This is a genomic window from Mycolicibacterium sphagni, assembly GCF_002250655.1.
Taxonomy (GTDB): Bacteria; Actinomycetota; Actinomycetes; order Mycobacteriales; family Mycobacteriaceae; genus Mycobacterium; species Mycobacterium sphagni.
In genome coordinates this window covers 76,753-88,811 of the sequence record NZ_NOZR01000021.1, presented here as the reverse complement: position 1 = coordinate 88,811, position 12,059 = coordinate 76,753, and the positions used below count along the sequence as shown (strand labels likewise).

Here is a 12,059-nt window from a genome sequence, read left to right as displayed (position 1 = left end):
GCCGTCGAGCTGGCTTTTGGGTTCCACTCGCCCACCTTCCCACGACCAGCAACGTGTTGTCCGCCCGGATCGGTCGTGTGATCCGACGTTTCGCCTCGCGTCTTTCTTGACGATGACTGACGGTTTGGCGGCTAGAAACTAATCAAGGCGATCGAGATCAACCTCAGTCAAAGAGCCAAGCCCGGTCTCGGGGGCATGCTTACTGGTGTGAAAGTGACAGCCGAGATCGTCGAGATCCGGGGAATCCCGCAGGGCGTGGACTGCAAGAATCCGTCCCGGCTCGATTTGGGTTGACGACCTGGACATCCTCGAGGGCGTTGGATCGAAGTCTCCGCTGCGGGAGGTCTACGACTATGAGAAGGGCTGGGGCATAACGTCAATGGCCGACCTGGTGGCGATCCTCGGGCTGATGGCGGCCAATCTCACTGCACCAGCCATACCTTGAAGTCGTTGCCCCACACCGTGGGGTTCGCGCGGATCATATCGATGACCGGGTCGATCGGCTGCGCCTGACTGCCCTGGACGCCGCCTGGTTCGTTCCCGTCGTCGGTGCTGGAGCTCATGCCGACGACGGTGGGACCCGGGGTGTACCACGGTCCGCCGGAGTCCCCGGGCAGCTGCGTCATGTCAGACCACACCAGTGCGAAATCGGGGGGGCCGCGGACCGACTTCACTTTGATGACGGTCCCCGTCGATTCGCCGGTGCGCACCCATTTTCGACACAGCGTCGCCCCGGTTGAGAGCACCGCCGACTGTGGTGAAGAACGGGTTCACCGAAAACCTTTGGTACACAGAGAAGGCGGCATTGCCGCGCGAGCCGGTCAGCCCATGAGCCGCCGGTGACCGCCCGAACCACCACTGCTCGTGTCACACCCGCTGTCGTAGCCGTGCCACAAATTAGCACCTCGGACGCGTAATCACGGCCATTCGGTTTGAAACTGACAAGCTCGGTAATTCTCCCTATGCAGCAATAACCCAGTGACCCATTACGGATCGGATTGATCATGATCGTTCTCGGCATCGTCCTTCTCTTGATCGGCTACTTCACCGGCATCTCGATCCTGTACACCATCGGCGGGCTCCTTGTTTTGGTCGGCGTCGTGTTGTGGATCTTGGGTGCAGTCGGCCGTCCGGTCGGTGGCCGAAAAGTCTGGTTCTAGCACGTCGCCAACCGGCTCTGCTGTTGCTGTAGACCGCGTCGGCGCACCTCCCCACAGTTAACGCGCAGTGAACAAACGTCGTCGCCCAAGGAAACTGAGGCGTAATTGACGTAGGGGTTCTGCACGAGGAGGCGCTATGACGAAATGGCTGCGCAACTGTACGTTCCTGGTGGCGGGCGGCCTGATGGCAGCGCTGGTCGCTGTACCACTGGCGAGCGCCGACGCATCGGCGGTGCCGACAGCGGGCTCGGAGTCCGCTGCTGCGACCGTGCGCGACTTGCGAAATCTCGGCTACAACGTCCAATTGAACTGGGTCAACGGCTCCTACGGTGTCGGCTTGTCGCAGTGCACGGTCGACAACATCAACACGACCGACATAGTCACGGCCTACGTCGATGTCGACTGCCCGAAGTGACGCCGACCGCAAACGTTGAACGGCACCGCTGCGCACTGAGCTGCAGCGGTGCCGTTCGGGTTTCAGGTATGTGATCGATTCAGCGCGGTCGCCGTGGTCCGAAGACCCAGACCCGGAGCAATACGAAGCGGATCAGAGTGGCCGCCAGATTTGCGACCACCAGCATCGCGACTTCCACTGTCCGCGAGGGTGATACCACGAGAGCGTGCAGAGCATCGAGGGCACCGCTGGTGATCGCGAGTGTTATCGCGAAGACGACCAGGCCCTGAAGCTGGTGCCGCGCCGCGTTGGCACTCCCCCGCACCCCGAACGTGAATCGGCGGTTGGCGGCCGTGTTCGCGATCGCGGTGATGAGCAGCGCTGCCAGATTTGCCCCCTGGGCGCCGAGTAGTCCGTGCAGCAGCACAAACAGAACCAGATACGCTGCGGTGCTGGCAATCCCGATAGCTCCGAACCGCAGCACCTGGTTCAGACCCGAGACCGGAACGGGGCCACTGACGGAAGGTGCCAGATCGGTCGCGATCGTTTCGACCGGGATGAACCCCCGGCGGAGGTCCCTGCGCATGCGTGCGACGCCTTTGAGATCGGCCGTGGCGGTCGCCACGATGTCGACCCGGCTGTCGGGGTCGTCGATCCAGTCGACGGGCACTTCGTGGATGCGCAGGCCGCTGCGTTCGGCGAGCACGAGCAGTTCGGTGTCGAAGAACCAGCCGGTGTCCTCTACGTAGGGTAGGAGCCGCTGTGCGACCTCGCGGCGGATAGCTTTGAAGCCGCACTGGGCGTCCGAGAAGCGTGCGGCCAGTGTCGATTTCAAGATGAGGTTGTAGCTGCGGGAGATGAACTCGCGCTTCGGGCCGCGCACGACGCGAGAGGACCGGTCGAGACGGGTACCGATCGCCAGGTCGGAGTGACCCGAGATCAGCGGCGCCACCAGTGGCCCGAGCCCGGCCAGGTCTGTCGACAGGTCGACGTCCATGTAGGCCAGCACAGGAGAATCCGATGCCGACCACACCGCGTTCAGTGCGCGTCCCCGGCCCTTCTGCTCCATCCTGACGAAACGAACACCGGGTAGTTCGTCAGCCAGCTCGACACCGATTCGCGGGGTGTCGTCGATGCTGGCGTTGTCCGCGATGGTGATGCGCGCCGAATACGGGAAGTTGTCTTCGAGATAGCGATGCAAGCGGCGGACCGAGCCGGCCAACGCTACTTGCTCGTTGTAGACCGGGATGACGACGTCGAGCACGGGCACGCCATGCTGCCTTGCGATTGTCGCGGCGTTGGGCCGATGTGCGTGGCTCAGGCGCGGTGTGATGTCGAAGTCAGTGTCGGCGGTGGCGACCATCGTCTCAGTCATGACACCTATCTTCGGGGCCGTCCTTGTGCTGGATGTGAGTCGTTGCTACGAGCCCGCTATGAACGTTCCGCGCCAGCAAGTCCACAGGCCCCAGACATGACGATGCCAGGCATGCAGCCGGTCCGAGTTCAGGCAGAATGACTGGGTGCAACGGCAGACGGGCTCGCCGCCGGTGCCGACGCCAGCGCGTTGGGCGCGGTGGGGGGCGCAGTCGGCAAGGGAATCTGAGGAACTCCAGGGGTGCCGATCTGTCCGGCAAGCCACGGGAGCGCTGCGGTGAACACCTGAGCCGCAAACGTCCAGCTGTGCTTGCCAGGCGCGGCGACCACGGCGCAGTTGATCCCGTTGGCCTGGCCCAGTGCGCACAGAGAATTGGCCGCTTCGGTCTGGTCGCCCGGATTGCCGGCCGCATCTCGGCCGCCCAACCCGACAGCGTCATTGCTCGCTGCGGCGTTGGCGTTCTTTCGGGGTTGCGGCGCATCCCCCGAAATCGAGAACCAGCCTGAGACACCCTGGTAGGCGCCGTGTTTGGTGATGACTGTGCTGGGATCGAATGCGGCCCACTCGGCTGCGTTCCCGCCGTAGAGTCGCGCGATGGTCTGATCCTTAGTGCCCGCGTTGGGTCCCATATCGCCGGCGATGTCCACGAAGCTGCTGAACAGTTCTGGGTGCATGACAGTGAGGTCGACGGCGCAGGTGCCGCCCATCGACCAACCGACGATGCCCCAGTTTGCCGGACTGGCGCTCACGCCGAACTGCGAGTCGACATACGGGACAACGTCTTTGGTGAGGTGATCGGCAACGTTGCCTCTGGTGCCGTTGACGCACTCGGTGTCGTTGTTGAACGATCCGCCCGAATCGACGAACACGAAGACGGGCGCGTCTCCGTGGTGCGCCGCGGCGAAGTTGTCGATGGTGGAGATCGCGTTGCCGGTACGCGCCCAGTCCGCGGGGGTGTTGAATTCGCCGGCGATCATCATCACCGTCGGAAGTTTGGGCGCCGGATTGCTCGCGAACCATGCCGGGGGCAGGTACACGTACTCGGTGCGATGTTTGAACTGGGACGCATCGTCGGGTGTGCTGACCGGGACCACTTCGCCGTGCGTCGGGACCTGCCCCTTTTGCTGCATGCTCATTGCCGTCGCGAGGTCGGTCTGATCAGGCAGCGGGCCCGCGGTGACCTCCCCCCACGCGGCCTGCACGGTCGGGAAGTATCCGACCCACAGATTCAGCGCGAGTCCCGCGCTCAGAATCGACAGCGGCACGGCCAACAACGAGACACCGCGACGCCACCACCGAGCACTCCGCCACCCCAGCACGAGGACGCCCAGGGCCAGCCCGCTCAGGCCGATCCAGATCCAGAGCGCGCGTGGTGCGGGGTCGCCCGCCAGCCCCTGAGAATCCATGTACCAGTGCGCCCCGGCGGCAACGGCAATGCCGAGCACGAGGGCCACGGGCAGCCAGACCAACCGCCAGCGACGTGACCTCCAGCCGATCGCGACGACGAGAACGACGACGGCGACGGCCTCCACGACCGGCGGCAGCCAACCGTGCAGCAGCGAGAGCCCGTGCTGATATCCGGCGTTCGGCGCGGCGACGGGGTCGGCGAGTAAGGACGTCGTGGCAACGTTCGGCGTTGGATTTGTCACGTCCCCAACGATCCCGGCTCCTGCTATGAGATTGCTATGCGATGACCATGAGTCCGATTTGCACTCGATGAGGACCCGGATATTGCGGGTGATTTCAGGCTGTGTCGAGCGCGTCAGACGTCGGCGGCGATGAGCTGGTAGTGGGAGACCAGAAGCTATTACCAGAGTCATCCGGGCTGTCGAAGTACACGTTGGTGATGTTCCAGGTGGTGTTGCCCAGGTCGATGGTGAAATTCCCCCAATCGCGGTACACCGGTACCTCCGCGTCCACCCACCCCCACTGACTGGGCTGAAGCTGATAGGTGACGGTTTGCGTGAAGGTGTAGGTGTTGGTCCACACGTGGCCGTAAGTAGCTTTGATGCCGAGGTTGATTTTGTCCTTGATGACGGTGAAGTTCGCACTGAATTCGAAACTGATGCTATTGGTTTGGGACTTCGCCGCACTGTAGCTGCTAGACACCGTCTCCGGCGATCCGGTGTTGTTGTAGATGATCGCGCCCACGATCTTGGGTTTGGACAGCAGTACTTGTTGCCGATTGGGGTCGGCGGTGAAGTCGCAGGTCCCCAGTGCATTGTTGTCGCACAGGTCCTTCAGTGTCTGGGAAATCTGCTGGGCGTCAGCGCTTTGGCTCGCATCGAGGTTGACCACGGTGCCGGGCGGATCGAGCAGGGCGACCTTGTAGCCCGGAATGGCCTTGCACTGATCACCATCGTGGACACCGCAGCTCGCGATGTGCCGGGTGACGTTTACGTTCTTGAGCACGACCGAAAGGCTCGTGCTCAAAGGGCCGCCGTTGGGCTGCGGCAGTAAGAAATAGGGTTGCACGGTGTTGTTGTGGCCGCTGTAGATCACGACTTCGAAGTCGATGTAAGAACCGGGAGCGACTACCGTGCCGGGTGCGGGCGCCGGACTCTGTAACGTGCCCTTCCCGAGATACCCGCCGAGCGTGGCGGCTTCGCCGGCGAAGTTGTAGACCTGAAATCCCTTGGTAGAGCCCAGAAGCTGGCTGGACGACGTCGATCCGGGGGTCAATGTCGGGGTCAGCGCCACCTGGTCGATGATGCTGCTGGCCAGATTCGTCACCAAGGCGGTCGTACCGCCGGGACTCAAGGCGATGCCGCTGGGCCCGCCATCGGCGCTCGTGTCCAGCCGAGTGGTCACGGTGTTGGTGACGGTGTCGATGATCGCCACAGAGTTGGTGTAGGACTCGGCCACATACACATGCGTGCCATCGGGGCTGACGGTGATCGCGCTGGGCTCCCCGCCGGTCGTGATGTTGGCGATGACGGTGTCGTAGGTCGAATCGGCGGGGTTGGTATCGATCACTGAGACGCTGTTGCTCAGATAATTCGCGACGTAGGCGCGACTGCCGGTGCCGCCGGGACCGGGTCCGAACGCGATAGCGTCGGGTTCCCCGCCCACTGCGACGGTGCTGACGGTGCTGGTGACGGGGTTGATGATCGACACCGTGTCATCGGAGGTGTTGGCGACGTAGACCTTCCCGCCGGCGTCCACTTGGATCGCCGACCCGCCGTTGCCGACAGCGACTGTGCTGAGAATTGCGCCGGGGCTTGTGTCGATACCACTGATCTGGGTGGGGTCGATCACCGACACGGTGCCGGCATTGTTGGTCGTGCCATCGGTGCTCAACAGGTACACCCGGCTGCCGTCAGACGAGACTGCCACCGCGGTGGCGGCTTCGCTGGTGTCGATGACGCCGGCGATCGTGTTGGCCAGTGCCCCGTCGATCCCGGCGGCGATCGTGATCTTGGTCAGGGTGTTGGTGGTGATGGGTGCCGCGTCCGTATCGCTGGGCTGGTAGGTAGCGCTGGTGGTGAGGTAGATCGTGCTGCCGGTGGAATCGGTGGCCAGTGCAGTCACGGTGGGAACGAACGTTGAGGTCTGCCCGGTGCCGGGGTCGGTGACGGTTGTCGTAACCGGAATAACGTCGATGACCTGGTTTTTGGTGGCGCTGGAGGGGTTGGTGTCGATCACTGAGATGGTGTTATCGGTGTTGAGCACGAACGCGCGTTGGCCGTTGCTGCTCAGCACGATCGACTTGGCGCCGGTGCCTTCGGGATTGGTGATCGCGGTTGATGGTGGGGTCACCGCCACCGACACCTTCACGGTGATGCTGGAGTTGTCGAAGAGGTGAAATCCGGTGTCGCTGATTCTGACAGTGAATTGATCGAGGCCACCGGATCCCTGCATCTCCGCATCGGGGGTGTAGGTATAGGTGCCGTTGGGGTTGATCACCACGGTGCCGTTGGCCGGCTGGTCGGTAACCGTGTACTTGACGGGGTCGGTGTAAGGGTTAGTGAGATTGACCGAGCCTATTACCACCCCTGTGAGGCTTTGGCTGATCTGCACCGGGCTTGCGCTGAGTTCGCCGTCCGACATGACGCTGGCCGCCTCGCGGCGCACGAAGGCCAACAACCCCCACAACAGTGGTGCACCCGCGGGCGCGGTCGGCTGCGACGACGACAGGCCTATCAACGCGAGAATCTTGGTCACCAATGTCGAAAGCCGTTGCAGCGGTGTGCTTGCGCCTGACGCAATGGTGGTGGCCATCGGTGTGGGAGCGGCGACCGAGGCGGATGCGGCGGGAGCCAGCCCTGCTGCTGTGGTGGTTGCCCCCGCGAGTGCTGGGCTGATGGCAGCCAAGGGCGCCAATGAGTGTCTGGATGTCAGCAGTCCCCCGACATCGGCAGACGATCTTGGGGCGGTACTCGCAACCGCCGCAGCGGAATTGGGGGCGATGCTTCCGTTGCGGCGGGGCGTATCGTTGACCCCGATTAATGTGGTGGCTGGCCCAATCGGTGGTGTGGCTGCCGCCAGTGTGGACAAACGTCGGGATTTGGCCGTCGAGCGAGCGGGCGGTATCGGAGTCGATGGGCTCGATGATGAAGTCGAGGTGGCCCCAGAAGCCGACGAAGCAGTACCCGGCGTACCCGGCGTACCAGGCGTGGCACCGGCGAGCCCGGCTCCGGGGCCTGAGGCCATGGCCAAGCCTGCCGTTGCTGCCAAACCCCATCCGCAGCAAGCGATTCTGGACCACCCATTCATCCGGGACTCCTCACAGCGTACGGTTGGCAGGCCAACCTGCCAACCGTAGCCAACCGCCAACACCGCTGCGCGACGGCCGCCAGGAATTTACGCTGCCGTTCATAAACTGTTTGCCCCCGGAATGCGATGCGGTCGCCAGTACCAGGCTCATTGCGTTGCAACGTTGATCTCGAAGCCTGCGACCGCGTGCCGTGCTCGCGCCACCCGAAATAGGTTCTACTGCAATACTTCAGGCATGCGCGTTTTGCGCACCGATTGCGGCGCTGTCCCGTCCTGGCTCGGGTCGCCACTGCAATCGCGGGTGGAAACTCAAGTCCCAGGGTTCGGTCGGGCGCCAAATGCCAGTGATGTCTACGCCGACTACGGCCGGGGTTGTCAGCCACTCCCGGCTCCGGGCCCGACTACTGCCACGGTAACCCGTGCCAACGGACCCATGGGCGAACGCATCACCCTTCGGGAGAGTCGAACTGGTCTGCCACGAGCCAATCAGCGGCGGTCAGAAGATGTTTCACGCGGCGTACCTCACTCGGAGTGGGTAGTTCGCCGGTGATCATGCTGATCTGTACGCGAATGTCGATGCCGTTGATCGCACCGGCTGAACTCCTTGTCAGCCCGTAGGCGACTGCTGCGGCGTCGTCCTCGGAGAGACAACGAGGCTGCGCACCTGCCGATGATCTCAGGCCCAGGGCTTTGGCGACATGTGCGACGATCGGGGATCGGAACATGCTGTCCTCCTAGGTCAGCTGCCCCGCTCGCCGCGGTAGCTCGTGGTGAATGCCCGCAAAGTGCCAGGCCCAACCAGTCCACGATCACCAATCCCCCGCCCGCCCGCCACACGCGAGCGGGGTACGTCAGATGGGCTGCATCTGCGCTAGCTGCTGGCGGACGCGCCGCTCAACAAGAAGAGGCACAAACTCGCGGACCGACGCCCCGCTGAAGCCGGCCAACACATCATGGACAGTCAATGTGATCTGCTCAGATGGCACATCGGAGTGCGCATCAGCAAGCCGCTCGATGAGTTGAGCGATGCGGGCTTGTTCATTGTTCTGACCCATGCACGAAAGTTTGCCGCTCACTGTTGACACCTGTCAAAAATTGTGAGGTTGATCTCGCCCAACGGGCCAGCTCGTTTAAAGCACATGCCGGCGGCTCTGACCCCGCCCAAACATGCGGTATCGGTCTGACACCAAACTGATCTCGGCCTGAGTCGCTACGTCGTTAACAACATTCGCACCGTTACCATCGCGCGATGCAGGATTTGCCCCTGGGGACCGGCCTTCGGCGAACGAGTACGGTTAGCCGGCGAGACGCGCTGCGCTACGCCACGGCGTTGGCGGGTCTGGGGGCGGTATCACTTGGTGGCGGCATCCCCACGGCGGCCGCCGCCGCTCCCACGCTGATCGATTTCGCCGCCAAACAGATCCCCGCACAGGACATCCGCGCTGCCGGCCACGCCGGGGTGGTCAATTACGTCTCGCTGTCGCGGCCCGGCTCGTCGTTTGGCGCCAAGCCGATCACTCGGCCTTACGCCCAGTCACTGACGGCCGCTGGCTTGGTGATCGTGAGCAACTATCAATACGGCAAGCCCGGAGGGACGGCCCCGTCCGATTTCACGAGAGGCTACGCGGGCGGCATCGCCGACGCGCGCACCGCCTGGCAGCTGCACACCGCGGCAGGGGGCGGCCAGAGTGCACCGATCTTCTTCACCATCGACGAGGACATCAACCGCGACACGTGGAACAACGTCGCGCTGCAGTGGTTTCGCGGAATCAATTCCGTGCTCGGAGTTCAGCGCACCGGGATCTATGCGGGTATCGACGCATGTGAGTGGGCCGCGGCCGACGGCGTCATCGGGCGGTCAAGCACACCCGGCCGCTGGTGGGCGTGGCAAACGAAAGCCTGGTCAGGCAACCAGGTCCACCCCGGCGCCGTTCTCTATCAGCGCGTGGTGAGCACCGCGTCAAACCCCGGCCCTCTGGTCGGTGGACTCGAAGTCGATGTCAACGACGCATTGGCCTCCGATGTCGGCCAATGGAATCTGCACCCCTGATGTAGCGCTTTCTTTGCGTCCCTTTGTGCGAGCTGTGCCTTGGTGATGAGTTCCGTGGCGACGCTGGGCATGCTGGGCTCAGCTGGGTAGATTTTAGTTGTGCTTAGTAAGTGTGGCGGGTATCCGTATACACACTGGCCAGCACGCATCTAATAGCCAATATCGCGTGGTCGGGAGCGACGCAACCAGCGGCTAAAGGTCGCTATCAGGAGATCGCCATGACGACTCTGAGTCCCCCGCCCCTGCGGGAGAACGTTTACCAATTCTCTGAGCCGCGGTCGCGATGGCGCAGGCTCATCCCCAGCTCACGCCGCGCGAAGATCGCCACAGCCGGTGGTTTGGCCGTCGTACTCGTCGCGGGTGTACTCGGCGCAACATGGGAGACCTCGCCAGGAGGCACCCTGTGGGGCGTAGAGAAGACGGTCTTTCCCGAGCATTCACAAGACGTCGCTTTGACCGCAGTCGTCAACGATCTCAAGCAGGCGCAGGACATCCTCGGCGGCGGGCAGCAGCCCACGGCCGACCAGCTGACAGAGGCCCGCACCTCGCTCAATCAGGCCAAACAGGACTTGGATTACCTGTCGGCATCAACCCAGCGGACCAGCCTGCAGAACCTGTATTTACAACTGACGCAACAACTTCTGCAGTACACCCCCGACGCAGTACAACAACTTCCTGCTTTGCCTGTGCCACCCGTTGCCGATCCGGGTGATCCGTCCCAGACGCCGGATGTGGCGCTGACCAGTGCGTCCGCGCCGAGCTGGGGATACCCGATTTCCGACGAGGCAGGCAGCCTGGCGCCCGATGATGACGGCCCACCGCCCGCCGGGGTTCCGGATGCCCCGCTGGCCGATTGGCCGCAGCCCTACGCGCCTCCGTTGACACCCAACCTCGATGACCTCGGGTATTACGACCCCTCGTGGGGCCAGCTCTACGGCTATGACCCCACCGATTGGTACAACTACGACCTCAGCGGCTACAACCAGTACGGCTACGACTTCCTGGGCTTCGACCGTTGGGGCTACGACCGCTGGGGTTACGACCGGTGGGGCTATGACCGTCGCGGCTACAACTGGGCCGGCTACAACTGGGCCGGCTATGACCGCAACGGTTGGGATCGCGACGGCCGCAACGACTGGGGCCAGCGCCGAGACCATCCCGGTGATCCGCGCGACCAAAACTGGTACAACGGCCACCATCCGTATGAGCAGTACTACCAGTGGAAGTTCCAGGACAGCGACCCGGTCTACGACCGCACGCAATGGGATCAGGCCCGCGGATTCAACCCGAACCTCTATCAGAACTGGAACATGAACCGGGACTGGCACAATCCGCGCAATCGCGACTGGGCACCGCTGCCCACCGTCTCGAACTCCACCGCCGTCAACGTCCACGTCTCGTCCCCGGTGGTGAATCTGAATGCCTCTCTGACACAGTTTATTTCCACTGGCCAGACGAGAAATCAGGGGCCGTCGATGAAGGACCTCGCGAACAAGTCAACCCGAGACTTCACCAACGAACTCGGTCCGCGGGTCATCCCGATGTCCACCGGGCTGCAGCCCCCCTCGCCGCTGGGGCAGCAACTTCCCAAGCCCACGACGGATCATCAAACATCCTTTGCGCCACCAGCTTTGACTGCGCCCGCGCCAACCGCGCCGCCATCGAAGGTGTCACCCGGGTTTACCGCACCCAAGGTTGCGCCGGTGCCCGTCTACACTCCGCCGAAAGCTGAACAACCACAGCGGAAATCAGAACCCGCGCCGGCCAACGTCACGCCCGGAAAGGAACCCAATCCTTCCTCGGGATCGATAATGGTCCCGCCGAAGGCTGATTCACCGAACCCGGCCGTGGCGCCGTCCACCGACCAGAGGCCAGGGACTCCCCCCGAGCCTGTGGCTCCTGGACCCGACGACTCGGTGCCGCAACAAGCGAATCCTCTTCCGCAGGATTCGGAGTCGCAGCCGCGAGACCGCACGGCGACACCGCCGCAAGATTCACCGCAGCAGCGGACCGCGCCGGACTCGCCCGAGCCGGAGGTCCCGACCTCCAAGGCGCAAGCTCCCGCGCCAAAGGTGGAGGCCCCAGCACCCCGGGCCGAGGCTCCGGCCCCACAGGCGCCAGTCCGGCAGGCGCCGCCCGTCCATGAAGCACAGGCTCCTCGGCCGCAGGAACCCGCTCCCGAGCAGCCCGCCCGTCAGGCACCGCCAGTGCATGAGGCGCCGGCTCCGGCCCCGCGGCCAGCTCCCGAGCCGCGTCCGGCACCGGCGCCAGCTGGACCCAAGTGTGCGATGCCGTCGATGTGTGGATGACCGGCAACACGAACTGTGACGATAGGAACAGTTGGGTCCGCGCCCCGACCCGATT

Annotated in this window: 10 protein-coding genes and 1 pseudogene; 5 read left to right on the top strand and 6 right to left on the bottom strand. The window is 63.7% G+C overall.

The features are described from left to right. Window positions 1-141 precede the first annotated feature (141 nt). Window positions 142-279: pseudogene (locus tag CG716_RS21935) on the top strand (glutamate synthase-related protein); the annotation flags it as partial. A 143-nt stretch (window positions 280-422) separates the two neighbouring features. On the opposite strand, the gene CG716_RS21930 reads toward CG716_RS21935, so the two are convergent. Continuing rightward, the gene (locus CG716_RS21930) at window positions 423-674 is read right to left on the bottom strand and encodes a chymotrypsin family serine protease (RefSeq protein ID WP_133066997.1); all 252 of its coding nucleotides are present in this window, start codon (window positions 672-674) and stop codon (window positions 423-425) included. 330 nt (window positions 675-1,004) lie between these two features. Between CG716_RS21930 and CG716_RS21925 the strand changes: the two genes are divergently transcribed. Both CG716_RS21925 and CG716_RS21920 read left to right on the top strand, forming a co-directional pair. Next, window positions 1,005-1,160 carry a hypothetical protein gene (locus CG716_RS21925; RefSeq protein ID WP_094483216.1) on the top strand — a complete coding sequence of 52 codons (156 nt, stop codon included), beginning with the start codon at window positions 1,005-1,007 and terminating at the stop codon, window positions 1,158-1,160. Window positions 1,161-1,296: 136 nt separating this feature from the next. After that, window positions 1,297-1,575 (top strand): hypothetical protein, encoded by a 279-nt coding sequence (locus CG716_RS21920; protein WP_094483215.1) that lies wholly within the window; start codon window positions 1,297-1,299, stop codon window positions 1,573-1,575. Window positions 1,576-1,654: 79 nt separating this feature from the next. Here CG716_RS21920 and CG716_RS21915 read toward each other — a convergent pair whose 3' ends face one another. The 5 genes from CG716_RS21915 to CG716_RS21895 form a co-directional block, all read right to left on the bottom strand. After that, on the bottom strand, window positions 1,655-2,929 hold the full coding sequence (locus CG716_RS21915; RefSeq protein WP_094483214.1) for a bifunctional glycosyltransferase family 2/GtrA family protein: 1,275 nt from the start codon (window positions 2,927-2,929) through the stop codon (window positions 1,655-1,657). A gap of 128 nt (window positions 2,930-3,057) precedes the next feature. Then, window positions 3,058-4,578, bottom strand: coding sequence for an alpha/beta hydrolase (locus tag CG716_RS21910; protein ID WP_420093215.1), 1,521 nt, complete (start codon window positions 4,576-4,578; stop codon window positions 3,058-3,060). Between the two features lie 94 nt (window positions 4,579-4,672). Then, window positions 4,673-7,243 (bottom strand): beta-propeller fold lactonase family protein, encoded by a 2,571-nt coding sequence (locus CG716_RS21905; RefSeq protein WP_165774238.1) that lies wholly within the window; start codon window positions 7,241-7,243, stop codon window positions 4,673-4,675. A gap of 848 nt (window positions 7,244-8,091) precedes the next feature. Further along, window positions 8,092-8,370: a DUF3349 domain-containing protein gene (locus CG716_RS21900; RefSeq protein ID WP_094483211.1), complete on the bottom strand. Its 279-nt coding sequence runs from the start codon at window positions 8,368-8,370 to the stop codon at window positions 8,092-8,094. A 126-nt stretch (window positions 8,371-8,496) separates the two neighbouring features. Next, entirely contained in the window at window positions 8,497-8,721 is a 225-nt protein-coding gene (locus CG716_RS21895) for a three-helix bundle dimerization domain-containing protein (protein WP_207760738.1), read from the bottom strand. A 173-nt stretch (window positions 8,722-8,894) separates the two neighbouring features. Between CG716_RS21895 and CG716_RS21890 the strand changes: the two genes are divergently transcribed. Both CG716_RS21890 and CG716_RS21885 read left to right on the top strand, forming a co-directional pair. Beyond that, window positions 8,895-9,695: a DUF1906 domain-containing protein gene (locus CG716_RS21890; protein ID WP_094483209.1), complete on the top strand. Its 801-nt coding sequence runs from the start codon at window positions 8,895-8,897 to the stop codon at window positions 9,693-9,695. A 218-nt stretch (window positions 9,696-9,913) separates the two neighbouring features. Then, window positions 9,914-12,004: a hypothetical protein gene (locus CG716_RS21885; protein ID WP_133066996.1), complete on the top strand. Its 2,091-nt coding sequence runs from the start codon at window positions 9,914-9,916 to the stop codon at window positions 12,002-12,004. Window positions 12,005-12,059 lie beyond the last annotated feature (55 nt).

Bases quoted from the DNA above. Each gene is read 5' to 3' on its own strand.
- CG716_RS21925 (WP_094483216.1), top strand. From the start codon at position 1,005: ATGATCGTTCTCGGCATCGTCCTTCTCTTGATCGGCTACTTCACCGGC.
- CG716_RS21920 (WP_094483215.1), top strand. From the start codon at position 1,297: ATGACGAAATGGCTGCGCAACTGTACGTTCCTGGTGGCGGGCGGCCTG.
- CG716_RS21915 (WP_094483214.1), bottom strand. From the start codon at position 2,929: ATGACTGAGACGATGGTCGCCACCGCCGACACTGACTTCGACATCACA.
- CG716_RS21900 (WP_094483211.1), bottom strand. From the start codon at position 8,370: ATGTTCCGATCCCCGATCGTCGCACATGTCGCCAAAGCCCTGGGCCTG.
- CG716_RS21890 (WP_094483209.1), top strand. From the start codon at position 8,895: ATGCAGGATTTGCCCCTGGGGACCGGCCTTCGGCGAACGAGTACGGTT.
- CG716_RS21885 (WP_133066996.1), top strand. From the start codon at position 9,914: ATGACGACTCTGAGTCCCCCGCCCCTGCGGGAGAACGTTTACCAATTC.